The sequence below is a fragment of the Kitasatospora sp. NPDC002965 genome (assembly GCF_040611255.1).
In the GTDB taxonomy this organism is placed as follows: domain Bacteria; phylum Actinomycetota; class Actinomycetes; order Streptomycetales; family Streptomycetaceae; genus Kitasatospora.
Map to the genome: position 1 here is coordinate 75711 of NZ_JBEXNT010000013.1, position 22496 is coordinate 98206.

General features: G+C 72.3%; 21 protein-coding genes, 1 tRNA gene and 1 pseudogene. 18 read left to right on the forward strand and 5 right to left on the reverse strand.

Annotated features, from left to right (window positions below):
- Positions 1-102: 102 nt before the first annotated feature.
- Positions 103-1074: a sigma-70 family RNA polymerase sigma factor gene (locus ABZY91_RS08465; RefSeq protein ID WP_329883324.1), complete on the reverse strand. Its 972-nt coding sequence runs from the start codon at positions 1072-1074 to the stop codon at positions 103-105.
- A gap of 440 nt (positions 1075-1514) precedes the next feature.
- On the opposite strand from ABZY91_RS08465, the gene ABZY91_RS08470 reads away from it, so the two are divergent.
- Entirely contained in the window at positions 1515-2315 is an 801-nt protein-coding gene (locus ABZY91_RS08470; protein WP_329883323.1) for a phosphatase PAP2 family protein, read from the forward strand.
- Between the two features lie 426 nt (positions 2316-2741).
- Here ABZY91_RS08470 and ABZY91_RS08475 read toward each other — a convergent pair whose 3' ends face one another.
- Both ABZY91_RS08475 and ABZY91_RS08480 read right to left on the reverse strand, forming a co-directional pair.
- Positions 2742-3551 (reverse strand): hypothetical protein, encoded by an 810-nt coding sequence (locus tag ABZY91_RS08475; RefSeq protein ID WP_355400798.1) that lies wholly within the window; start codon positions 3549-3551, stop codon positions 2742-2744.
- A gap of 3 nt (positions 3552-3554) precedes the next feature.
- Positions 3555-4400, reverse strand: a complete 846-nt coding sequence (locus tag ABZY91_RS08480; RefSeq protein ID WP_355400800.1) for a sigma-70 family RNA polymerase sigma factor — start codon at positions 4398-4400, stop codon at positions 3555-3557.
- A 402-nt stretch (positions 4401-4802) separates the two neighbouring features.
- On the opposite strand from ABZY91_RS08480, the gene ABZY91_RS08485 reads away from it, so the two are divergent.
- The 12 genes and pseudogenes from ABZY91_RS08485 (at position 4803) to ABZY91_RS08540 (ending at position 14206) form a co-directional block, all read left to right on the forward strand.
- Complete coding sequence (locus tag ABZY91_RS08485) at positions 4803-5090, forward strand: hypothetical protein (protein WP_355400802.1); 288 nt, start codon at positions 4803-4805, stop codon at positions 5088-5090.
- Positions 5087-6016: a DUF2637 domain-containing protein gene (locus ABZY91_RS08490; protein WP_355400804.1), complete on the forward strand. Its 930-nt coding sequence runs from the start codon at positions 5087-5089 to the stop codon at positions 6014-6016. The genes ABZY91_RS08485 and ABZY91_RS08490 overlap by 4 nt, the downstream gene beginning before the upstream one ends.
- 18 nt (positions 6017-6034) lie before the next feature.
- Complete coding sequence (locus tag ABZY91_RS08495; protein WP_355400806.1) at positions 6035-6232, forward strand: hypothetical protein; 198 nt, start codon at positions 6035-6037, stop codon at positions 6230-6232.
- 236 nt (positions 6233-6468) lie between these two features.
- A complete protein-coding gene (locus ABZY91_RS08500; RefSeq protein WP_355400839.1) occupies positions 6469-8559 on the forward strand; it encodes an FtsK/SpoIIIE domain-containing protein in 2091 nt (696 codons plus the stop codon).
- A gap of 229 nt (positions 8560-8788) precedes the next feature.
- A complete protein-coding gene (locus ABZY91_RS08505) occupies positions 8789-8998 on the forward strand; it encodes a hypothetical protein (RefSeq protein WP_355400807.1) in 210 nt (69 codons plus the stop codon).
- A complete protein-coding gene (locus ABZY91_RS08510) occupies positions 8995-9267 on the forward strand; it encodes a hypothetical protein (RefSeq protein ID WP_355400809.1) in 273 nt (90 codons plus the stop codon). The genes ABZY91_RS08505 and ABZY91_RS08510 overlap by 4 nt, the downstream gene beginning before the upstream one ends.
- A gap of 166 nt (positions 9268-9433) precedes the next feature.
- Positions 9434-9562: pseudogene (locus tag ABZY91_RS08515) on the forward strand (DNA cytosine methyltransferase); the annotation flags it as partial.
- 105 nt (positions 9563-9667) lie between these two features.
- On the forward strand, positions 9668-9874 hold the full coding sequence (locus tag ABZY91_RS08520; RefSeq protein WP_355400810.1) for a hypothetical protein: 207 nt from the start codon (positions 9668-9670) through the stop codon (positions 9872-9874).
- Between the two features lie 87 nt (positions 9875-9961).
- A complete protein-coding gene (locus ABZY91_RS08525) occupies positions 9962-10816 on the forward strand; it encodes a DNA primase (protein WP_355400812.1) in 855 nt (284 codons plus the stop codon).
- Positions 10817-10818: 2 nt separating this feature from the next.
- On the forward strand, positions 10819-12294 hold the full coding sequence (locus ABZY91_RS08530) for an ATP-binding protein (RefSeq protein WP_355400841.1): 1476 nt from the start codon (positions 10819-10821) through the stop codon (positions 12292-12294).
- 491 nt (positions 12295-12785) lie between these two features.
- Positions 12786-13028 (forward strand): excisionase family DNA-binding protein, encoded by a 243-nt coding sequence (locus ABZY91_RS08535; protein WP_355400814.1) that lies wholly within the window; start codon positions 12786-12788, stop codon positions 13026-13028.
- On the forward strand, positions 13028-14206 hold the full coding sequence (locus ABZY91_RS08540) for a site-specific integrase (RefSeq protein WP_355400816.1): 1179 nt from the start codon (positions 13028-13030) through the stop codon (positions 14204-14206). Before ABZY91_RS08535 ends, ABZY91_RS08540 begins: the two co-directional genes overlap by 1 nt.
- Positions 14207-14270: 64 nt before the next feature.
- Here the strand turns inward: ABZY91_RS08540 and ABZY91_RS08545 are convergent.
- Positions 14271-14343: transfer RNA gene (locus tag ABZY91_RS08545), tRNA-Arg, on the reverse strand.
- Between the two features lie 248 nt (positions 14344-14591).
- Between ABZY91_RS08545 and ABZY91_RS08550 the strand changes: the two genes are divergently transcribed.
- Together ABZY91_RS08550 and ABZY91_RS08555 are read left to right on the forward strand one after the other, a co-directional pair.
- Positions 14592-16136: a glycosyltransferase family 39 protein gene (locus ABZY91_RS08550; RefSeq protein ID WP_355400817.1), complete on the forward strand. Its 1545-nt coding sequence runs from the start codon at positions 14592-14594 to the stop codon at positions 16134-16136.
- A gap of 231 nt (positions 16137-16367) precedes the next feature.
- Positions 16368-17282 (forward strand): YhjD/YihY/BrkB family envelope integrity protein, encoded by a 915-nt coding sequence (locus ABZY91_RS08555; protein ID WP_355400819.1) that lies wholly within the window; start codon positions 16368-16370, stop codon positions 17280-17282.
- A gap of 45 nt (positions 17283-17327) precedes the next feature.
- On the opposite strand, the gene ABZY91_RS08560 is transcribed toward ABZY91_RS08555, so the two are convergent.
- The gene (locus ABZY91_RS08560) at positions 17328-19718 is read right to left on the reverse strand and encodes a hypothetical protein (RefSeq protein ID WP_355400821.1); all 2391 of its coding nucleotides are present in this window, start codon (positions 19716-19718) and stop codon (positions 17328-17330) included.
- 299 nt (positions 19719-20017) lie between these two features.
- On the opposite strand from ABZY91_RS08560, the gene ABZY91_RS08565 reads away from it, so the two are divergent.
- The 3 genes from ABZY91_RS08565 to ABZY91_RS08575 all read left to right on the forward strand — a co-directional run bounded on the left by ABZY91_RS08565 (position 20018) and on the right by ABZY91_RS08575 (position 22410).
- Positions 20018-20773 (forward strand): GPP34 family phosphoprotein, encoded by a 756-nt coding sequence (locus ABZY91_RS08565; RefSeq protein ID WP_329883319.1) that lies wholly within the window; start codon positions 20018-20020, stop codon positions 20771-20773.
- A gap of 567 nt (positions 20774-21340) precedes the next feature.
- A complete protein-coding gene (locus ABZY91_RS08570; RefSeq protein WP_329883318.1) occupies positions 21341-22204 on the forward strand; it encodes a helix-turn-helix transcriptional regulator in 864 nt (287 codons plus the stop codon).
- Positions 22201-22410, forward strand: coding sequence for a DUF397 domain-containing protein (locus ABZY91_RS08575; protein ID WP_329883317.1), 210 nt, complete (start codon positions 22201-22203; stop codon positions 22408-22410). The genes ABZY91_RS08570 and ABZY91_RS08575 overlap by 4 nt, the downstream gene beginning before the upstream one ends.
- Positions 22411-22496 lie beyond the last annotated feature (86 nt).

The following is a 22496-nucleotide window of genomic DNA, read 5'->3' on the forward strand; positions in this document are numbered from 1 at the left end:
CGCCGCCCCCGGGCCCGCCCCCCCCGCGGGCGCGGGGGGGGGGGGGGGGGGGGCGCCCCCCCCCCCGGCCCCACCACGCCCCGTTCTCCCGACCGTCGGCCGTCACGCCGCCTCGAAGCCCGCGTGGTCGGCGATCTTCTTCAGCTCGGCCAGCGCGTGCTTCTCGATCTGGCGAATCCGCTCCCGGGTCAGGCCGTGCTGCTTGCCCACCTCGGTCAGAGTGCGCTCGCGGCCGTCCTCCATCCCGTACCGCGACCGGATGATCGAGGCCGTGCGGTCGTCCAACCGCCCGATCAGGTCGTCCAGCTCCTCGCGGCGGAGCATGACCATCACGGCATCCTCCGGCGAGGTGGCCCCGGTGTCCTCGACGAGGTCGCCGAACTGCGTCTCGCCCTCGTCGTCGACCGACATGTTCAGACTGACCGGGTCACGTGCCCAGTCCAGCACGTCCTTGATCCGGGCCTCGGTGGTGTCCAGCTCGGCCGCGATCTCGGACGGGTCGGCCTCCCGGCCCAGCTCCTTGGACTTCTCCCGCTGCACCCGCCGGATCCGGCCCAGCTCCTCCACCAGGTGGACGGGAAGCCGGATCGTGCGCGACTGGTCGGCGATCGACCGGGTGATCGCCTGCCGGATCCACCACGTGGCGTAGGTGGAGAACTTGAAGCCCTTGGCGTAGTCGAACTTCTCGACCGCCCTCACCAGGCCCGCGTTGCCCTCCTGGATGAGGTCCAGGAGCGGCAGGCCGCTGCGCGGGTAGCGCCGGGCGACGGCCACCACGAGACGGAGGTTGGACCGGATGAAGACGTCCTTGGCGCGCTCGGCGTCCTCGGCTATCGCCTCCAGCTCGTCGCGCTGCACGCTCGCGGGGAGCTCGTCCTCCTCCAGCAGGTGCTGGGCGTACACACCGGCCTCGATCCGCAGTGAGAGCTCGACCTCCTCGGCGGCATCGAGCAGGGGCGTCCTGGCGATCTCGTCGAGGTACATGCCGACCAGGTCACGGTCGGCCTCGAAGTTGGTCGGGCGGGCCGCGCGAGTCCGGTCGGCCCTGTCGCGAACGACGGCACGGGTGGCCATGCTTGTGCTCCCTTTGCTGGTGTTGCCGAGGTCTGCCTGCCTGCCCGGAGCGGGCAAGAAGGGGGGCCCCGCGGGGCCTCACACGTAACGATCCAACGAACAGATTCCGGACAACATTCCCAAGTCGCTCAGATTCTTCCGGCGATGCAGTATCCTGCCGGATTTCACCGCGATACTGGACGGAGGGTGACCGCTCGGACACCTGAGGTGTCGACTCCGAAGCCGGGCCGGCCCGGGGCGGACGGCAGGTCGACGCCCTCGCCGCGACCCGCGGCGCACTCCCGCGCACCGCCCCTCTTCTCGTGAACCTCCGGACCGGCGCCCGCGTTCCCCACGGGCCGCGCCCGCCCCCGGACGCACGCAGGTCCTCCGCACAAAAGATGCCAAATCGCTATCGGTCCAGCGCTCGATCGGCACGACCGGCTGGGAAGGTGTCAGCCATGCACCTGACCAACAGCTCGCCCACCATCACCCCGCGTGATCGCCACCTGCTTCGGCACGCGGCTCTCGCGGTCGGCTGTGCCGCGCTGTTCGCCGTGCTGGCGGCCCTGGTGCAGACGGCCTGGCGCCCGCTCGCCCGCTTCGACCACGCGTCGGTCGGCGACCTGCACCACTACGCCACGGAGCACACCGTGTGGACCGCCGCGGTGCAGATGTTCTCCAACATCGGCGGCACCGTCACCATGCGGACGGTGCTCGGCCTGGTCGCGGTCTGGCTCTGGCTGATCGGCGCACGGGTGCTGGCCGGCTGGGTGGCGGCGCAGACCCTGATCGGCTGGGGCGGCCTGTGGGTCCTGAAGCTCTCGTTCGGCCGCGAGCGGCCCACGTTCCCCGAGCCGGTCTCGCACGCAGGCGGCCCGGCCCTCCCCTCCGGCCACGCGATGGCCTCCGCGATCACCTGTGCCGTCCTGGTCGGCCTGCTCTGGCCCCGGGTCCGCCGATCCGGCCGGATCGCCGCCTGCTCGGTCGCCGCCCTCACCGTGCTGGCGGTCGGCTTCACCAGGGTCGCCCTCGGTGTCCACTGGCCCAGCGACGTCCTCGCCGGCTGGCTCGCCGCCGGTATCGTCCTCGGCGCCGTGACGGTCGTCATCGAGCTGTCGCGTCCCGGCGCGCTGGCCCGCGACGTCCGACGGGTGGACTGGCGCACCCGCCCCCGGGTCCAGCGCGTCCTCGTCTCTCCCACCGGCCTGCCCGACGACGCCGCGGAACCCAGCGGTCACCCCGACGAACTGATCCGCTGACACGCCCCTCGGGGCCACCTCCGCCCGCACACTCGCCCGCTCCCGGCACAGGTCGGGTCGCGCTTCAGGCGCTCTGCGTCGGTCGGCGCCCAAATCGCTGACTGCCGGACCGTGGTGGCGGGGACCGACCGTGTCCGAGCCGGGCCGGGCCGAGCACAGGCAACGCTGAGCGGCCGGTGACACGTGACGACGAAGGGCCGGCTCCGAGGATCCCCTCGTGAACCGGCCCTTCTCACGTCATCCGCCGTGATCGGCGCTGTGCCCCAGGCAGGATTCGAACCTGCGACACCGGCTTTAGGAGCACAGGTGTCGCCCCACTGCCCTGACCTGCACGAATTGGCGCTGGACCTCCGCCCCGAATGCCCACCGCCACCGCCCGCATTTCCCCGCGATTCCCCGCCCGCCCTGGCACGGCTGTGGCACGGACTATGGCAGTTGGCAGAATGCCGCGGTCGCGTCGTCACCAGACTTGAAGCGCGGCCAGCGACGGCCGTCCGGGTCCGTGGCTTCAATCGCCCGGACCGATGAGATCAGCCCCTCGGCACCCGCCTCGCGGAGTGTCGCGAAGGCATCCGCCCATGAGCCAGCGCGGTACTCGGTGACGAGTCGTGAGGCACCATCCGACAGGACGGCAGCCGCTTGGACGTCGGCCGGCGACACCGTGCCGGTTAGCGCGTGGTGTGCAGCCCCACCGCTGGAGGAAGCCACCCAGTAGCCGTCCACGGTGTTACGGGTGAGCCGCTGAGCCTCGACCATCCGGCGAACGCTCTCAGTGTGCTCAGGCGTCCCAGTGGCGAAGCGTTCCGTCTCGGCTCGGAGTTCCGGCACCACGGTGTCGACCCGCAGGTCGGTGACCACCTCGTAGTCGCCCGCCCGCTCGAAGACAATGGGCGAGTCGGCAAGGACGAGGTAGTCCAACCGGTCGACACCGGCCCGCAGGATCGAGACCGTGGCGGACGGCGTGCCGGGGTTGCCGAGGTCGCACCCGGGGTGGAGCGCTGCCACCTGCTCCAGCGCTCCCGCCAACCCGTCGACCAGCGGCCGGCCGGGCTCTGCCAGTGCGGCCAGCAGATGGCCACCCAACTGGGCGACGTACCACGGGACACCGTGGCGACAGCCGGTGTCCAGCCCGACCGTGCTCAGACCGTCCAGGACGACGGCGAGCGTCGACGTGGCCGCCACCCAGTCTTCGTTGGGGTTCGAGCCACCGGGCGCGGTGGCAATGGAGACGCGCATCTGTCAGGCCTCGTGTCGGTAGATCGGAGTGATCCTGCTGCTCTCCAGTACTTCCAGAGTCTTCGGGTCGTAACGGCAGGAGATGAGCGTGGAGAAACGCTTCGCCCGAACCTCGCGGTACAACTCGCCCAGGTGGTTCTCCAAGTAGTGCACGACGCCGTTCGCCCCGATCGCATGGACGCCTGCGATGTAGAGAAACGTCCCCTTGCCATCGAGACGGGGAAGCCGCGCGAGGTAGCCGACATCCCCGGCCGTGCCATCCACGTCGAACGGGGAGCGGTACTCGGTCTCGGTCCGCAGGTCCGTCAAGTGCCAGGCTTCGTCCTTGCGGAACCGCAGGTTGTCGTCACCTTCGAGCACCTGGGCCACGATCGGGGACAACCTCGGCCCGCAGATGACGACCAGGTGCTCACGGTTGAGATTCACGATGCCGGACGGCGGGATGACCTCGTACTCGGAGTCGAGCTTCAAACCCGCGAACAGCTTGCGTAGGTGCTCGTAGTTGTTCAGGTCCTCCCTGGTCACGACCTCGCTTGGGTTCTCATCCAGGGACTTCCCCGCCTCGTACTTTCCGCCGAGCGCCACCGTCATCGGCCCAAGGCCGAAGAACGCTCGCTCCGGTGCGGGGCCGGCCGACGCGAGCTGACCGACGCGCCCACGGCTCACACCGAGCAGAGCAGCAATCTCGGTTTGCGACATGCCCGACGCCGACGCCTCTTCGATGGCCTCCCGGCGCACTCGGGACAGCTCGACCACCCGGCTCTGGTAGTCCGCCATCAGGGCGATCGCCGCTTTGGCCCGTTCGATCGGGACAGCCACGTTGGCCACCCGCTCAAGCTCCTCGTGCATCGTGATCCCTTCACTGCCTAGGGGGGCAAAGCAAGGGTATCGCGAGGGGGGCTTGACGCATAGGCGGGGACTGCCTACCTTGGGTATCGGGCAAGAAGGAAAGCCCCCCTAAGCAACACTAGGGCGGACTTCTCGTTTCTCCGACCTGCACAAACGCGCCCGGAGGGGTGGGGTGACAGCCCCCCGAAGGAAGTGGCCGTTCCTTGACAACTCAACAGTGTGTTGATCGACAACGAGTGACTTTGATCCCCGATCCGCGCCGCCACTGGGCGGGTCGGGGGTCATGGCTTCTCGTGATGTGACGAGCAGCTGGGTCCGCACAAGTCGGGCCGCCACGCACCCGGCCAAGGAAAGCGTGGCGGCCCTGCGGGCTCGCACCCCTTCTACACAGAGGTGAAACCCGTGAAGTCGATTGTTGCAGGTCAACGGGCCGTTTCGGCCCGGGAGTTCGCTGAACTGGCGCTCGGCGTCGACAACGCGCCGTTCGACGCGCTGTTCGGCGGCGTGGCCGGTGAGAGCGCGTTGGAGTACGCGGCGCGTACCGACGTGGCGCGTGAGGTGCTGGCAGAGCTTTGCGAGGACGACCCGGAGTCGGCGCAGGTCGCCGCCGAGTTGCTGCGGTCCGCGCCCGTCCCGCTCCGCCGACCGCAGGTCTCCCGGCGCCGGTTCCGGCCGGGGGCGGCGGCGTGAGCCGGGCCGCGAAAGGCTGGATGGTGGCCGCGCTGCTGGCGGTCGTCGCGCTGGCGTTCCGGGTGTCCTGGAACGCGCTGCGGGACATCGCGACGGCGATCGGCGCCGACCCCATCGCCGCGACGGTCTACCCGCTGGTGGTGGACGGGCTGATGGCGCTCGCCCTGGCGGCCGCGCTCGTGCTGACCGACCAGGATCGGAAGCTCGCGTTGCGGGTACTGGGCGGCTACACCGCCGCCAGTCTGGTGCTCAACTACGTGCACGGTCTGGTGCCGACTCTGCACGAGGGCGGGCACGGTCGGCTCGCCGACTGGGCGCCCGCGCACTGGGTGCTGGTGCTGCTCGCGTCGTCGCTTCCGGTCGGCTCCATCTACTACGGGTCGGAACTGGTCGCCAAGGTCCTGCACCACCGGCCCAAGGATGATGAAACGCCTCATAGCAGTGCGAATCGGTCGGTGTCTGACCAGGGCGAATCCCCAGACCGGTCCGCCGACCGGTCGGTGTACGAGTCGGTCGCTCCCGCGCCCGCCGCTGCTCCGGCCGCCCCCGCCCCGGCGCCGACCGCACCGGTTGTTGGTCCCGTTCCGGTCGGGCCGGTCCGTAAGGCGACCGGTCGGCCGCGTCGGGCGACCGGTTCGGTGCCGCAGTCGGCCCGTACGCCCCGGCCGAAGCGCACCCCGGAGGACCTGTTGACCGAGGCCCGGTCGGTCACGGCCGGTTGGCCGGCCGAGGACCTGGTGACCGACCGGATCCGCGAGGCCGTCCACACCTCCTCCGCGAAGGCCCGGATCCTGCGCGACGCGCTCAAGGCCGAACGCGCCGCCGCTGTCCAGGCGCCCGCCGAGCCCGCTGGGCCGGAGCGGCCCGCACTGCATGCCGTGCCCGACCCCGCCCAGGCGGGCCCCGCCCTCACCGTCTCTGCCTGACACCGAAGGAGTCACGCCATGGCGTTCGCCGCTGGCGACGAGGTGCTGATCGTGGCTTGTGAGGACGACCCCCGCGCGGTCGGTCGCACGGGTCGGATCGTCGACGAGGTGCCTCCGGGCCCGCTCACGGGCGGCCGGTGGACCGTCAACCGGATCGGCCTGCTGATCGGCCCCGCCCTGTGCCACCCGCACGAGCTGCGTCCCACGGGCCGCTGAACCACATTCCATGTCCCGGGACGGCCGCCCTGCCGGCAAGCTGTCCGGCCGTCCCGGGTCCCTTTCCGCACCACGAAGCAGTGAGGAAGGAACCACCAGTGAACCAGCCCCACAGCTCCACCGCCCCGGCTTCCGGGGGCGGTGTGGTGGTGGACCTGGACAAGGTCCGCGCCGCCCGCACCACCCCGGACCCCCAGCCCAGCAGCACCGTCCCACCGCAGGTCCCGGCACCCGCCATGCCGCCCGCCCCGCCCGCGCCCGTCGTCCCGCTGCCCAAGGCACCCGCCTGGGCGCGCGGGGGCCGGGCGGTGCGGGTGGTCCTGACCCACCAGCGCACCCGCACCGCCGCCCGCCTGGTCGTGCGCCACGGCGCCTACGTCGCCGCCGGGGGCAGTATCGCCGTGCGGCGGGCGTGGGACGGGCGGACGCTGTCGCGCTACAACCGGATGATGCGCACCGCCGAGGCGTCCGGCCTGCACGAGCAGGCGTTGGAGTGGGAGGTGCGGGCGGCGGCGTTCCGCACCGCCCGTCACCAGCGGCGCATGGACATGCTGAAGGCGCCCCAGCAGCTCGCGAAGAGCGCCGGATTCGCGGTCGCCACCGCCGAGGGGGCCCTGTTGCTGCTCGGCGTGGTCCTGGCGATCGCCGAGAAGGACCTCACACAGGTCATCGCGCCGACCATGACCGTGATCGACCTGATCCGGTGGGTCGCCGTGTTCATCGGGATCCTGTGGGGGCCGCTCACGGTGGTCGGGCCGTGGCTGGGGCTGCTGTCGCTGTGGGCGATCGGCCGACACCGGCAGGCCGCCCCCGCCTGGACCCTCCCGAACGCGGCCAAGGACGACGCCGGGGCGCCGATCACCCCGTCCGTGGTGGTCACCGCGCTGCGGGACCTGGGGATCGCCCCGCTGCGGAACGCCATCAAGGACATGGGCGACGCCGGCGCGGGGATGCTCGGCCCGATCCGGATCGCCGGATGCGGCGTGGAGGTGGACGTCACCCTGCCGTCCGGGGTGTCCACGCTGGAGGTGCAGAGCAGGCGCCGCAAGCTCGCCGAGAACCTCGCCCGGCATGAGCACGAGGTGTTCATCACCATCCCGCAGGCCGCCCGCACCGTCCGGTTGTGGATCGCCGACAGCGGAGCCTTGGACGAGCCGATCGGCCCGTCCCCGCTGGTCACCGACCCCGACACCACGGCCGACCTCTACACCGGCCGCGCGCCGTGGGGGCAGGACCTGCGCGGGGACGCCGCCGCGATGTCCCTGCTCCAGCGACACCTGTTGATCACGGGTCTGTCCAACCAGGGCAAGACCGCCTCCCTGCGGGCGCTGGCGCTGTGGCTGGCCCTGGACACCAGCGTCGAGTTCCGGATCGCCGACCTGAAGGGCGTGGGCGACTGGCGGATGTTCGACGGCCTCGCCACGGTGCTGATCCAGGGTCCGACCGATCAGCACGTCATCGACGCCACCGAGATGCTGGAACAGGGCGTGGCGGAGATGGAGCTCCGCATCGAGCTGCTGGAGCAGTCCGGCGCCACCGACGGCGTGACCCGGGAGATGGCCCGCACCGACCCCCGCTTCCGCCCGATCGTCCTGCTGATCGACGAAGCGCAGGTCGCGTTCATGTGCCCGGCGATCGGGGAGGACAAGCGACCCTACGGCGGCACCAAGGCGACCAGCCGGTACTTCATGGCCGCCCGCAAGCTCCACAACCAGGGCCGCGCCGTGAACGTGGTGCTCTGGCAGGGCACCCAGGACCCCACCGACCAGAACCTCCCCAAGCTCGTCCGGGAGGGCGCGCACATCAGGGCGTCGCTCGTGCTGGGCACGGAGGAGCAGGCCCGCATGGCGCTGGGCGACAAGGCCGTGAACGGCGGCGCCGCCCCGCACAAGCTGCGCCAGGGCATGGACAAGGGCACCGTCGTCGTCGCCGGCGACGGCGTGAAGCTCGCCCCCGGGCAGGCGTCCACCACGATCCGCACCCACTTCATCTCCGGCGAGCAGGCCGGCGAGATCGCGGAGCGGGCCAAGGGACGACGCGCCGGGGTGACGACGCTGTCCGCCGTGGAGCGGCCGGCCGACCAGGTCGACCCGCTGGCGGACGTCGCGGCCGTGCTCGGCGACGAGAAGCGGATGCGCACCCAAGAAGTCCTCTCCGGCCTCGCGGCCCGGGATCCGGGCCGGTACCGGGAGTGGACGTTCGGGGACCTGAAGACCGTGCTGGACGCGGTCGGCGCCGCCCCCTACAAGTCCGACGGCCAGATGGTCGTCTCCCGCGCCAAGGTCGAATCCGCCCTTAAACTCCGCGCGGAGGACACCGGAGCGTAGTCAAGCGCGCTGAGGGAGGCCGAAGGGAGGCAGGGAGTTCTCCCTGACCTCCTCCCTGAACCCCCAAACCATCCCTGATCAGTGCAGATCAACGCGCCAGGGAGGCAGGGAGGCACCACCCCTACCCCTGCTGGGGCCCCAGGAACCGGCCTTTCGGCCCGGGGCCCCTCTCCCTCCCTGCCCACCTGCCGTCACTCTCCGCCACCAGCAACGAGAGGAGCGCCACCCCATGACAACCCCCGTCCGTGTCCGTCCGCTGGCCGCCGTCCACCTGCGCGACGCGCTCACCGCCGCCGCCGACCACCGCCCGGCCGCCGCCCTCGCGGCCCTGCTCCACATCGACCCCGAGTCCTGGACCGGCATCGAGCAGCGCGCCGCCGCCCTCGGCACTTCGGTCCTGGACCTGCTCGCCACCGCCACCCGGGAAGGCACCCAATGAGCCTCACCACCGACGCGATCACCGCCGCCGTCCTCTTCGGCCCCGGCGCCGTCCTCGGCGCCGCAACCCTCATCTCCCAGCGCGGCGACAGGACCGACTCCGCCGCCGTCCGGCAGGTGCTCGCCGAGTCCGCCGCCCACCGCGCCGCCCGGCACGCGAGCGCCCCGCCCGACGGCGGCGAGGGCGTCCCCGCCCCGGCCGACGGACAGAACGTCCCGCTCGCCACGGTCCTGGCGTTCCCCGAGGGGCGGGTGCGGCGTGCTGCCTGACACCACCACCGGCGCCCCGTGGCGGGGTGTGGACCTGTTCGCCGGCGGCGACCCCGCCCGGCGCGGGCGCCGCAGCAGCACCGAGCCGTCCGCCACCGTGACCGGCAAGGTGTCCCGCGTCCGCGTGCTCGACGACGCGGGCGCGGAGTCCCGGTTCACCTGGGGCGAGGCCGGCTGTCTGCAGTCCTTCCCCGCCGACCACCCGTGGTCCGGGCGGGACATCGGCCAGCAGATCGGCAACGCCGTCCCGCCCCGATTGGCCCGTCACCTCCTGGTCGCCGCGCTGGCCGGCTGACGGTCTGTGCCGACCCCGGTTCCGCCCGCCCGCCCCTCAAGGTCCGGGCGGGCGGTGCCAGGGACGGACAGCCCGATCCCACCCGTGATCGCCCGGGAGGGCCGCATGACCAAGCGCACCTACCTCGACCCCCGCCAGATGGGCGCCGACAACATCGCCGACGCCGCCCGCCTGTTCCTGATCGGCGTGCGCGTCGTCCGCGCCGAAAGCCGCGGGAAGTCCACCAAGCGGCTGGAGAACCGCGCGGACCGCATCCAGCAGGAGGCGTTCGACCGCTGGGACGCCAAGTACGGCGCCCCCGACGAGAACTGACTCTGCCCGGAGCGGCCGGCACATCCGGCCAAGGAACCCCGGCCGCTCCGGTTCCCCTGCTCAATCGAGATGAGGAGACCACCCAGCATGACCCATCCGACCCAGATCCGGGGAGAGCACCTGCTCTCCGCTCTCCCCCTCGCCACCTCCGGCGTGCCCGTCCTGCCGCTGCGGGCCGGGAAGGTGCCCTTCGGCAACTGCCCGCGCTGCACCGGAAACGCGTGCGGCGGCCGGCTGAACATGAAGACCCCCGGCCCCTGCGCCTGCCCGGCGCCGTGCCACGGCTGGGCCGCAGCCACCACCGACCCCGACGTCCTGACCAGCCCCGGGTGGGCGCGGGCGTGGCGGGAAGCGGCGGCGGTGGCCTACCACCCCGGCGGCGCGGGCGTGACCGTCGTCGACCTCGACGACGTGGCCGCGATCGCTTGGGCGCGCGAGACCCTGCCCGCCACCCGGATCGTGCCCACCACCCGGGGCGAGCACTGGCTGTACCGGGGCGCGATGCCGTCCGCCAACGCGGTGCGGCCCGGTGTGGACGTCAAGTCGGCGATGTCCTACGCCCGTTGGCTCGGCCCCGGCACCGGCACCATGGCGGCCCTGCCGGACGTCGTGCGCGCCCTGATCGTGAAGGCGCCCGCCCCGGTCCGGCCGGCGGCCGTCACGGTGTCCGCCCCGGCCGGGAGCGGGAAGTGCCCGCACCGAACCCGGACGTATCTGGAGCGGGGCATCGCCATGGCCGAGCAGCGCATCGCCGAAGCCACCGCCGCCGTGCACAACACAGTGTTCGGGGTGTTCCTGGCGGTGCTGTCGACGCACGGGCGGTGCGGGTGCCTGACCGTGGCCCACACGGAGCGGCTGTTCACCGCCGCGCAGGCCAAGGGCGAGTCGCCCCGGCACTGCGCCGACGCGTGGGCCAACGCTCTCGTCCGGTTGGGGCTGTGACCGTGGCCGAGGACGAGAAGAACCCCGCGCGCGAGATCATCACCGACTACGCCAAGGCCCACTTCCGGTACTTCCGCACCGCCGACGGCACCGTCTACGCCCAGCGCAACGGCCACCCCGTGGCCCGGCCGATCCGCTCGCAGGGCACGACCGGCAGCCACCGCCAGGAACTCCTTGTCGGCCTCTACAAGGACGGGCGGGGCGTGTTCAACGGGACCTCGATGAAGGAGGCGCTGGACCTCATCGAAGCACTGGCGCTGACCGAGGAGGTGCAGCCCGTCCACATCCGGGTGGCCCCGGGGCTCGACGGGGCGACGTGGCTCGACCTCGGGCGCTCCGACGGCCTGTCCGTGCGCATCCACCCCACCGGCTGGGACACCGTCGTCCCCGACCCGCGTGAGGTGTGCTGGCGGCGCACCCAGCTCACCGGGGAGCTCCCGTTGCCGGTGAAAGACACCGACGGCAAGGGCATCGACCTGCTGCTGAGGCTGACGAACTTCACCGACGCGCAGACCGAGTGCCTGGCCATCGCCTGGTTGATCGGGTGCCTCGGGCCCGGGGTGCCCGTCCCGGCACCGTTCCTCACCGGCCCGCAGGGCGCCGGGAAGTCGACGGCCGGCCGGATGATGGTGCGGATCGTCGAGGGCATGAGCGGTGACCTGCGCCGGGCACCGAAGGACGAGGAGAACCTCATCGCGGCAGTCGCGGCGGGGTGGGTCACCGCCCTGGACAACCTCTCCCACATGACCCCGGACCTGTCCGACGCCATGTGCTGCATCGTGACCGGCGCCGAGTCCGTCAAGCGCGCCCTGTTCACCGACGGGGACGTCCACCGCTCCGCCTACCGCCGACCCCTGCTCCTGACCGGCATCGACGTCGGCGTCATCCGCCCCGACCTCGCCGAACGCCTCCTGCCCCTGCGGCTGGAGCGGCCGAAGGTGCGGCGCACCGAAGCGGAGCTGTGGGCGGAGTACGCGGAGGTGCTGCCGATGGTGCTCGGGTCGCTGCTCGACCTCACGGTCAAGGTCCGCGCGGCCGAGGCGGAGACCCCGACCGATCTGCGCATGGCGGACTTCGCGCACTTGTGCGCCCAGCTCGACGGCGCGACCGGATTCGGGGCGTTGGCCGCCTACCGGACCAGCCTGGACGACCTCAACGACGACGTCATCGAAGGCGATTTGCTCGCGCAGACCGTCCTGCGGCACGCCGAGACCATCGAGCCGGGCGGAGCGCAGCGCATGACCTCGACCGAGTGGCTGCACTGCCTCGGGCGCCTCTACAGCGGCGACGACTTCCGCGCGGTGCCGAAGGGCTGGCCGACCACCGGCAAGGTGCTGTCCGACCGGCTCAAGCGCCTTCAGCCCACCCTCGCGGCCCGGGGCGTCCTGATCGACAGCGGCCGTGACCACGGCGGCCGCTACCTCCTCATGGCTCGCCCCGTGCCCGCGCCGACGCACGAGCAGCCCGAGTTGGGCTGACCGCCGGGACAAGCAAGAAGAGCACCGGTCGCCGCGCTGGGTGCTCTTCTTGCTGTTCGGCGGAGCCGCCCAAGGGTCGTGCCGCGCAGCGGCTCCTCACTTCGCTCTGAGAGAGGGCCAAGTACTACAGGCAGCCCCTCCTTTTTTCCTAAGTAGGAAGACGCTGCGTCACGTGCGTCACGCGGGCCGGAAAACGGCCCCTGGCCAGCACCGGAGGCCGTGACGCAGACGACGGAGCCTGCGTCATGCTGCGTCACCTGCGTCACGGGCTGCGTCGCGCCGTGACGCAGCCCGTGACGCACGCCCGACCGCCGCGTCACGAGAAATCCGCAGGTCAAAAGCCTGCGTGACGCTGATGACGGACGTGACGCAGAAATCCCCACCTCGGACAACACAGAGGTCCGGGGCTGCCCGCCACCGTCGCCCCGAGATCCACTCCGCGCCACCCCAGCGACGAGCACCCGCCCCGCCACCGCCCAGGGAGGGCAGCAGTGACCACAACGCAGCTCAAGGCCCGGCTTCTCACCGTCCGGGAAGTCGCGGAGATCCTCGGCACCTGGAAGAGCAGCGGCGAGCGTTTCCCTCGCCGGCTGATCGAGGAACGCCGGATCACCTTCGTGAAGGTCGGCCGTCACGTCCGCATCCCGGAGGCCGCCGTCGCCGAGTTCATCGCCGAGAACACCGTCCAGCCCATCCGCGCCCGTCGCTCCACCAGGAACAGGACAGCCGCCTGATGCCCGCAAAGAAGAACAGTCGCCGCCGCTTCGGCTCCGTCCGCCAGCTTCCGTCCGGCCGCTGGCAGGTCCGTTACCGCGACCCGCTGACCGGGGAGCTTCGGCCGGACGAGAAGACGTATGCCACCAAGACGGACGCCGAGGTCCGGCTGAGCCAGCTCGAAGCCGACATCACCCGGGAGAAGTGGGTCGACCCGGACGCCGGGAAAGTGAATTTCGGGGAGTACGCGACCAAGTGGCTCAAGGAACGCAAGCTGGAGGAGACGACCCGGGAGCGGTACGAGACAGCGCTTCGGCTGCACATCATGCCGACCCTCGGCCCGAGGTTCCTCGTGGACATCACCCCGGCCCGGGTCCGCACCTGGCGGACCCACCTGCTGGAGTCCGGCGTCGGCGAGCCCACCGTGGTCAAGGCGTACCAGATGCTGCGGGCCATGCTGAACACCGCCGTGGACGACGATGAGCTGATCAAGCGCAATCCGTGCCGGATCAAGGGCGCCGACACCTACGACGTGCCCGAGCGCCCGGTCCTGTCCGTCGCCGAGGTCTTCGCGGCCGCCGACGCCATCGCGCCCCGGTGGCGGGCGCTGGTCCTGGTGACCGCGTTCACCACGCTGCGGTTCGGCGAGCTGGCCGCGCTCCGCCGACGGGACGTCGACCTGGGCGCCCGGCTTCTGCGGGTCCGCAGGAATCAGGCCGAGCTGTACAGCGGGAAGCTGTATGACAAGGCGCCGAAGAGCCGCGCGGGGTTCCGCCCGGTCGCGTTCCCGGACTCCATCGTGGATGCCCTTCAGCACCACATGGAGCACTTTGCGGGGGCAGAGTCGGACGGCCACATGTTCATCGGACCGCGCGGCGGCCGGCTGCGCCGGAGCAACTTCCGGGACGACTGGACTGCCGCGAAGGAAGGTGCGGGCATCCCGATGGAGGTCCACTTCCATGACCTCCGCCACACCGGGAACACCATGGCGTCGCAGAGCGGCGCGAGCACCCGGGAGCTCATGATCCGCATGGGGCACAGCACCGCGCGGGCCGCGCTGATCTACCAGCACATGACGAGCGACCGGGACCGGGCCGTCGCCGACCGGATGGACGAGATGGTGCAGCGGGAGCTGTCGAAGGGGGCCCCGCCGGAGCGTTCTGGCACAGACGTGGCACGGGGTGATCAGCAGGACTGAACGGAAAAGGCCCAGGTCGGAGGAATTCACCCTCTGGCCTGGGCCTTTTCTGCGTTTCGTGCTGTGCCCCAGGCAGGATTCGAACCTGCGACACCGGCTTTAGGAGAGCCGTGCTCTATCCCCTGAGCTACTGAGGCGGGGATGACCGCTGACAGCCTAGCGGATCGGCGGAGGGAGGGGTGGCGGTACGAGGCGGGGCGGCCGGACCGACGGGGAGTCAGCTCCGCCGGGAGGGCGGAGCCCGGGTGCGGAGCGGGGGCCACCGGTGATCACCCCCCGAGCTGATCACTCCGCAGGGGCGGCGGATAGCCTGGGTGAACAAACGTGCCGGTGGGGGCATTGGCGTCCACCGGGGAGGACCACAGCGAGGACGGGGCGCGCCAGCATGACGTCGGGGGACCAACTACGGTACCGGCCCGCCGTTCTTCGGCTGCTGCAGACGGTGTGGCTCTGGCCGGCGCTGATCATGCTGGTCGTGGGCGGGTACCGGCTCGGCACGCCCGACCTCTGGCGGGACGAGGTGGCGAGCTGGACGGCGGCCACCCGCCCGCTCGGGGACCTGCTGCGGATGCTGCAGCACGTCGATGCCAGCAACGGCACCTACTACGTGCTCCTCCACGGCTGGACGGCGGTGTTCGGCGACTCGGTGATCTCCCTGCGGCTGCCGTCGGTGCTGGCCATGGCCGGTGCGGCCGGGTTCGTGGCGCTCACCGCCGAGCGGCTGTTCGGCGGCCGGGTCGCGGGGATGTCCGCCGGGGCGCTCTTCGCGGTCGTGCCACTGGTCTCCCGGTACGCGCAGGAGGCCCGCTCCTACGCGCTGGTGACCTGTGCGGTAGCGGCCGCGACCTGGTTCCTGCTCCGGGCGCTGGACGAACCGACGCTGCGGTGGTGGGCGCCGTACTGCGTGGCGATGGCGGTCGCGGGGGCGGGACACCTGGTCTCGCTGAGCACCCTGGTCGGACAACTCGCCCTGGTGACGCCGTACCTGGTCCGCCGCGGCGCGGCGCGGCGACGGCTGCTGTGGCGGCTCCCCCTGGCGGTGGCCGTCGCGGCGCTGGCCGCGCTGCCGGTGGCGGTGCTAGGCAACCGGCAGTCCGGGCGCCAGCTGGGCTGGCTCGCCCGGCCGAGCCTGGACCAGCTGTGGCACTTCGGCGAGCCGCTCTTCGGTTCGGCCCGGGTGTTCCACGTCTTCGTGGTGCTCGGGCTGCTGGCCCTGGCCCTGCCCGGACGCCGGCGGCCGGCGGTCCAGCTGCTGCTGCTCGCGGTACTGCCGGTGCTGGCGGTCTGGGTGATGTCGCGCGGCTCGACCTCGTACTTCCTCGACCGGTACCTGCTGTTCACGGTGCCCGCCTGGGCGGCGCTGGCCGGCGGCGGGATCCGTGCCGTGTACGGCGCGGTGGTGGCGGTCGCCCGGCGGACCCGGACGCCCCGGGAGCTGCGGGTGGCGGGGCTGCTGCTGGCGCTCGGGCTGGTCGCGACGGCGGGAGTGGTGGCCCTGCCCCGGCAGTCGCTGGTCCGCTACCAGGGTTCGCACTCGCAGTCGAAGGAGCCGTACCAGGCGGCGGCCGGGCTGATAGCCGCCGGCTACCGTCCCGGTGACGGGCTGGTCGTGCCGCTCGGCGACCAGGCCTGGTCGATGGTGGGACCGGGTGTCTCCTACTACCTGCCGGACCGGGTGAAGCCGTACCCGGTGTTCGTCGAACGCAGTGCCGCCCAGGCCGAGGACCTCTTCCCGGTGGCGTGCCCGCGCCCCGCCGACTGCACGGGGCCCGGCCGGCGGGCCTGGCTGCTGGTGCTCGGGGACACCGCCGATCCGCTGGCCGTGCTGCCCGGCGACCAGGTGGCGGCCCTGCGCGAACGGTACGGCCCGCCGGACCGGGTGACACCGCTCGGCGGGGTGACCCTGGCCCTGCTGGACGGCACGCGCTGACGCCGTAGCGCCGCTCGTACCCTCCGGAGCGCGGGCCCTCCTCGCCCGCCCGGCACGTCCCGCTCACCCCGCACGTCCCGCACGTCCCGCCCTCCCCCGGACACACCGTGGCCGGATGCTCCGCGACCGCCGCCGTGCCGCCCGCGCGCCGTGCCCCCGTCGCCCCCGGATGCGCGCTCCCGGAGGGCGGGCGACCATGGTGCGCAGTGACCAGGTCGGGAGGACGGGCCCGTGAGCGAGCAGCCGACCGGCCGGAAGACCCGGCGGAAGGCCCGGCGGAGGGCGCGGTGGAGGACGCGGTCGGCCGAGCTGACCGGGTACGCGCGCGGACTGCCCGAGCACGTGCCGATGGTGGGCCGGGCTCTGCACCACCTGATCCGGGTCAACCTGCTGGACTGCGCGACCCGGCTGGCCGCCCAGGCGTTCCTGAGCGCACTGCCGGCTCTGTTCGTGGTGGCGGTCTTCACCCCGGCGGCGGTCCGGGAGGGTGTGGTGCGGTCGCTCCGCAAGGAGCTGGGCCTGGAGGGCGACGCGGCACAGTCGGTGCAGCAGTTGCTAGGGACCGGCCACGAGCAGGACACCGGGTTCGGGCTGCTCGGCGCGCTGGTGACTCTGCTGTCGGCGACGGCGCTGAGCCGGGCGATGCAGCGGGTCTGCGAGCGCTGCTGGGAACTGCCGAAGTCGGGGACGAGGGTGGCGGCCTGGCGCTGGCTGGTCTGGCTGGCGGTCTGGCTGGTCACCCTGGTGCTGCAGACGCCGGTCCGGGACGGCTTCGGCCGGGGGGCCTGGCTGGGGATCCCGCTGACCTTCCTGGACGGGACGGCGATCTGGTGGTGGACACAGCACCTGCTGCTGGGCGGCCGGGTGCGCTGGCTGCCGCTGCTGCCGGGGGCGCTGCTCTGCGGGACGGTGGTGGTGGGCCTCGGAGTGGCCTCGCGGGTCTACCTGCCGGGCGCGATGGCGCGCAGCATCGGCCAGTTCGGGCCGTACGGGGTGGTCTTCACCGGGCTGTCCTGGCTGATCGTCATGTTCGCCGGGCTGACGGTGTCGATCGCGCTGGGCCGGGTGGTGTCCGAGGAGGAGTCGGTCGCGGGGCTGTTGGGTTCGCGTACCGAACCCGGCCGCTGGGGCGGCGCACGGTTCTGAGCCCCGGGCGGAGCGGGGTGCCTGCCGCTCCGCCCGGGGTCTCGCTCAGAGGGCGCGGGTGAGCCGGGAGACGATGGACGGCGGGTTCAGGTCGGACTGGAGCACGACCGGGACCTCGATCCGGTTGTCGCCCTCGCCCGAGCGCAGCACGCCGACCTTGTCGCCCGCCCTGGCGGTGTGGCCGACCTTCACCGGGTCCAGCACGAGGGTCGCGGTGATGCCGGGGAATCCGGCCACGGTGAGGTCCTTGCCCGCGACGACCGGGACGGTGCCGCCGAGCCCGTCCTCGACCCGGCCGACCACCTCGCCCTGCTTGGCGAGGCTCTGTCCGGTCAGCCCGTTCTGGGCGGCCTGGATCTGCTTGGCGCTGACGTTCTGGACCATCTTGAGGATGCTGGGCTCGGCGGTGGTCGCCGGCTGGCCGAGGGTGACGCCGAGGATCAGCCGGCGCACCCCGCCGACCTCCTTGTAGGCGGCCCACATCAGGCAGCCGCCGGCCGGGGTGCTGGAGCCGGTCTTGACCCCGATGATGCCGTTCTTGGGGGAGATCAGGGTGTTGGTGTTGGAGATCTTCTGGTTGTTGAAGGTGGTGTCCGGGGTCGAGACGATCTGCCGGAAGATCTCGTCCTGCATGACCTGGCCGGCCAGCTTCAGCTGGTCCTTGGCGGTGCTCTTGGTGTCCGGGCTGAATCCGGCCGGGTCGGTGTAGGTCGTGTTGGTCATGCCGAACCTGGCGGCGGTGTCGTTCATCTTCCTGACGAAAGCCTCCTCCGAACCGGCGTCCCAGCGGGCCAGCAGCCGGGCCACGTTGTTGGCCGACGGCAGCATCAGCAGTTCCAGGGCCTGGTACTGGCTGATCTGCTGGCCCTCGACCAGGGTGGCGCGGGACTCGTCGACGTTGCCGGACTCCTGGGCCGCCTGCTTGTCGACGGTGATCTTCGGCCCGCTCTCGCCCTTCTTGAGCGGGTGCGACTGGAGGATCAGGTAGGCGTTCATGACCTTGGTGACGCTGGCGATCGAGGCGGGCGTCTCCTGACCGGAGCTGCCCAGGCTGCCGACGCCGACCACCTCGGCGGCCGACTGGCCCTTGGCCGGCCAGGCCAGGTCGAGCGGGTCACCGGCGAAGGTGAAGCCGCCCGGGGCGGTGAGCCGCACCTTGCCGTCCGGCAGCGGGCGGAGCAGCTGGGCGGTCACCGCCGCGCCGAGCACGACGGCCAGGAACAGGGTCCAGATGGTGATCCGCTTGAGGGCGCGGCGCAGCGGTGAGACCGGGCGGGCGCTGAGTGCGGCCAGGACCTCCATCGCCTCGGAGGTCGACTCCGGGGACGGCTCCGGGGCGGGAACGGGCTCCGGGGCGGGGAGCGGTTCGGGCTTCGGCAGCGGCGGCGCGGGCGGCACCGGCCGGCGGTCGGGGGCGGGCAGCGGTTCGGGGGCCGGGGTGGGCCCGGGCTCCGGGGCGGGGGGTACGGGTGCGGGCCGGGGCAGCGGTTCCGGGTCGGGGGTCGGCTCGGGCTCGGGCAGCGGGCGCGGTGCCGGCGGCGCGGGCACGGTGCCCGCACCGGGGGCCGCGGGGGCGCGGAAGGCCCGAAGGGCCCGGGTCCGCTCCGCGTGGTCCGGCTTCTCGAACTTCTCCGTCTGCTCCGTCTGCTCCGTCTGCTCGGGCCGGTCCGTCCGGTCGGGCCTGCCGGTGTCCGGAGCGGCTCCGGCGGTGGCGGCCCCGGTGGGTCCGGCGGTCGAGGAGTCGGCGGTCGCGGCCCCGGCGGCACCCCCGCCGTCCGTCCGCATGGCGAGACGGGGGTCGGCGGCGGCCGGGCGCTTCGCCGGCCCGTCCCCGCCCCGCACGCCACCGGTCCCGAGGGGTTCCACCAGCTCCTCCGGCAGGCGCAACGCGGTCGTGGCCTCGTCGGCAGGGAGTCGCAGGGCGGTGGTCGCGTCGTCGGTGGGGAGCCGCAGGGCGGTGGTCGCGTCGTCGGCGGGCAGTCGCAGGGACGCGGTCGCCTTGTCCGACGGCAGGCGCAGCATCGTCGTCCGGATGTCCGCATCCCGGACGCGGAGGTGGGCGGTGGTGCCGCCCCGGGGCGCACCCGACGCGCCGGAGGCGGTGGCACCGGAGCGCTCCGCACCGGCCGGCCCGGCCTCGGACCCAGCCGTCGACCCAGCCGCCGACCCGGCCTCGGAAACCGGCCCGGACTCGGAAGCGGTCACGGCGTCGGAGCCGGACGCGGACTCGGGTCCCGACGCGGATCCGGACGCGGTCGCGGGCTCGCCGGACTCGGGTGCGGAGCCGGCCGCGGCCGACCCGGCGGCGGCGCCTCCGCCGGCACCGACCGCCTCCGCGGCAACCTCCTCGGAGGCCGCGGCGGCAGCGGTCCGTTCCCCGTCCCGCTCCCGCGCCCGCTCGCCGTCCCGCAGCACCCTGTCGGGGGACTCGCCCACGTAACCCAGCCTCCTCAACGCCCGGCGGGGCACCGGCAGACCCGATTTCGGGAAGCCGGTACCCCGCCCCGTGTACCTGTACAGTCTCCGCCACCGGCGACCGTTTGCGGTCGCCCACACCCCGCCCGACCGGCGGTTATTGCCGTGGCGCGGCCGCACTGCGGCCTGTTCAACGGTCAGACGCCGGGCCCGCCACGGCCGGTTCCCCCGCTCGATCGCAAGGTCACGATTCGGAGGCGTACTCGACAAGCCCGTGTGAGAGGCGTCACGCTGTTTCCCATCCACGCGGGGAGGCTTGGATGGGCAAGAGCCGCAGAACTATTCCCGAGGAACTCTTGCTGCTCGCTTTGGACCCGGCCACGGGCACCACTGCGCAGCCGCAGACCCTCGACCTCGGACTCGCCGGGGCCCAGCTCGTCGAGCTGTCCCTGGCCGGACGGATCGTTCCGGAGGGAGACCGCATCGCCGTGGTACTGCCACGGCCCACCGGTGACCCGACACTCGACCACGCGCTGGAGCTGTTGCGGCGACGTGGCAGTCCGGTCCGCGCCGCGCACTGGATCGGCGGGCCCCGACTGGGGCTCCGGCAGACCTATCTGGCGCACCTCGAACGGTGCGGCATGGTCACGGCCGTGCCGGGCCAGGTGTGCGGGGTGCTGCCGACGACGCGCTATCAGGCGTCCGACGACTGCACCAACGCTGCGATCAAGCAGCGGTTGGACACCGCGATCCGCACCGGCGTGCCGCCGGACCCGCGGACCGCGGCGCTCGCCGCGCTGGCGCACTCGGTGGGTCTGGGCAAGCACCTCTACCCGGGCAACGAGGGCCGGTCGTCACGGTCCCGGCTGCGCGACCTGATCCGGTACGACCCGCTGGGCGGGATGGTCGCGCACGCCGTGATGGACGTGCAGAACGGCCTGCCGAGCCAGCAGAACCGTTCCGCCCAGAGCGGCGGCGCGGCTCCGGCCGCGAGCAACGGCCGTCCGGCCCCACGCTCGGCGCCCGCACGCGGGTCCGGCGGACGGGTCGCGGCCCCTCGCGTCGGCGTCCGCTGACCCGACGGGGCAGGTCCGGCCGGCCGGGTAGGACCGGTTGCCGGACCGGCACGCGAACCACCCGCGCGCAGGGAACTCACCGGCGCGCAGAGCGGCGCTCGCCGCATCGTTCGCGCCGCACGGCGGCGCCGAGCAACCAGCAGTGAGAAGGGGCGGTCGCCCGCGACGGAAGTCGCCGGCGACCGCCCCTCCGCCGTCCCCACGGGCGGTCCGACCCCACTCGGCCCGGCCCGATCCCCCGCAGAACGTCGTCCGCACCTCGGCCGCATACCGCCCCCGCACGTGCCACCCGCACTTGCGCGGCCCCGCGCCGCGTCCGCACGATGTCCGCACCGCCGTCGCAGCACCACCGGAACGGGCCGCGGAGTCGCATTACCACTCCGGGGTGTCCGGTGTCTCACCGAAGCGCTTTTCCGATGATCTGTTCTACTGCGCTCCTGTGATAACCCGGCGCCGACCTGATCCAAGGTGACATGCTGCACAACGTCAGGGGGGTTGATCCCGATTTCCACAGTGTTCCGAGGACTGCCGTTCCAACGATCACCAGAAGTCCGACCGGAGGCCGACGTGTCCGCGAACATCAATCCCACGGTGCGCCGTCGACGCCTCGGTTCGGAACTGCGCAAGCTCCGCGAGGGCCTCAGCATGACGGCCGAGGAGGTCGCCGGCCGGCTGATGGTCTCCCAGTCGAAGATCAGCCGACTGGAGAACGGCCGCCGCTCCATCAGCCAGCGGGACGTCCGTGACCTCTGCGACGTCTACAACGTCACCGACGAGGCGATGCGGGCCAGCCTGATGGAGATGGCCCGGGAGTCCCGGCAGCGCGGCTGGTGGCACGACTTCAACGACATGCCGACCCCCTACAGCGTGTACATCGGGCTGGAGGCCGAGGCCTCCTCGATCCGGGCGTACGAGTCCTCCTTCGTCCCCGGGCTGCTGCAGACCGAGCAGTACGCGCAGGCCGTGGTCGAGGGCACCCAGCCGGACACCGACGCGCTCTCCGTCCAGCGCCGGGTCCAGGTCCGGATGAAGCGCCAGGACCGCGTCCAGGGCGAGAACCAGCTGGGCAGCCTCTGGACCGTCATAGACGAGGCGGTGCTGCGCCGGGAGGTCGGCAGCCGCGACGTGATGGCCGACCAGCTGAAGCACATGCTGGAACTGAGCCAGCGCCCCAACATCACCATCCAGGTCATCCCGTTCGCGCACGGCGCCCACCCCGGCATGACCGGGACATTCTCCCTGCTGGAGTTCCCCGAGTCAGCCGATTCCACGGTTGTCTACTTCGAAGGGGTGACGAGCGATCTCTACCTGGAGAAGGAAGCCGACGTGCGCCGCTATACCAGTCTCTACGACCACCTGCGGGCAGCCGCGCTCGGGGTGACGGAGAGCCGGTCGCTGATAGCCACGATTGAAGAGGGATACCACGGATGAGCACCACCTTCGAGAACGGGACGACCTGGTACAAGAGCAGTCACAGCGGCGGCAACGGCGCCTGTGTGGAGATCAGGGTGCCCGCCGCCGACGCGGTGGCGGTCCGGGATTCCAAGGATCCCGAAGGTCCGCAACTGCGTTTCTCCGCCGAGGCCTGGAACGTCTTCGCCACCGAGGCCGGAGCCGGGGTGTTCGGCGGGTTCTGACCTCGCGTCGCACCGCTTCTCGGCCCAGATGCCCGTAGCGGTGTCCGCCGCCCGCAGGTTGGTGTTGCGGGCGATCACGCCGAGCA

What these genes read in the sequence shown, in the direction of transcription:
- ABZY91_RS08465 (WP_329883324.1), bottom strand. Translation starts at nt 1,074, where the DNA reads ATGGCCACCCGTGCCGTCGTTCGCGACAGGGCCGACCGGACTCGCGCG.
- ABZY91_RS08470 (WP_329883323.1), top strand. Translation starts at nt 1,515, where the DNA reads ATGCACCTGACCAACAGCTCGCCCACCATCACCCCGCGTGATCGCCAC.
- ABZY91_RS08475 (WP_355400798.1), bottom strand. Translation starts at nt 3,551, where the DNA reads ATGCGCGTCTCCATTGCCACCGCGCCCGGTGGCTCGAACCCCAACGAA.
- ABZY91_RS08480 (WP_355400800.1), bottom strand. Translation starts at nt 4,400, where the DNA reads ATGCACGAGGAGCTTGAGCGGGTGGCCAACGTGGCTGTCCCGATCGAA.
- ABZY91_RS08495 (WP_355400806.1), top strand. Translation starts at nt 6,035, where the DNA reads ATGGCGTTCGCCGCTGGCGACGAGGTGCTGATCGTGGCTTGTGAGGAC.
- ABZY91_RS08500 (WP_355400839.1), top strand. Translation starts at nt 6,469, where the DNA reads ATGCCGCCCGCCCCGCCCGCGCCCGTCGTCCCGCTGCCCAAGGCACCC.
- ABZY91_RS08505 (WP_355400807.1), top strand. Translation starts at nt 8,789, where the DNA reads ATGACAACCCCCGTCCGTGTCCGTCCGCTGGCCGCCGTCCACCTGCGC.
- ABZY91_RS08510 (WP_355400809.1), top strand. Translation starts at nt 8,995, where the DNA reads ATGAGCCTCACCACCGACGCGATCACCGCCGCCGTCCTCTTCGGCCCC.
- ABZY91_RS08520 (WP_355400810.1), top strand. Translation starts at nt 9,668, where the DNA reads ATGACCAAGCGCACCTACCTCGACCCCCGCCAGATGGGCGCCGACAAC.
- ABZY91_RS08525 (WP_355400812.1), top strand. Translation starts at nt 9,962, where the DNA reads ATGACCCATCCGACCCAGATCCGGGGAGAGCACCTGCTCTCCGCTCTC.
- ABZY91_RS08540 (WP_355400816.1), top strand. Translation starts at nt 13,028, where the DNA reads ATGCCCGCAAAGAAGAACAGTCGCCGCCGCTTCGGCTCCGTCCGCCAG.
- ABZY91_RS08550 (WP_355400817.1), top strand. Translation starts at nt 14,592, where the DNA reads ATGACGTCGGGGGACCAACTACGGTACCGGCCCGCCGTTCTTCGGCTG.
- ABZY91_RS08565 (WP_329883319.1), top strand. Translation starts at nt 20,018, where the DNA reads ATGGGCAAGAGCCGCAGAACTATTCCCGAGGAACTCTTGCTGCTCGCT.
- ABZY91_RS08575 (WP_329883317.1), top strand. Translation starts at nt 22,201, where the DNA reads ATGAGCACCACCTTCGAGAACGGGACGACCTGGTACAAGAGCAGTCAC.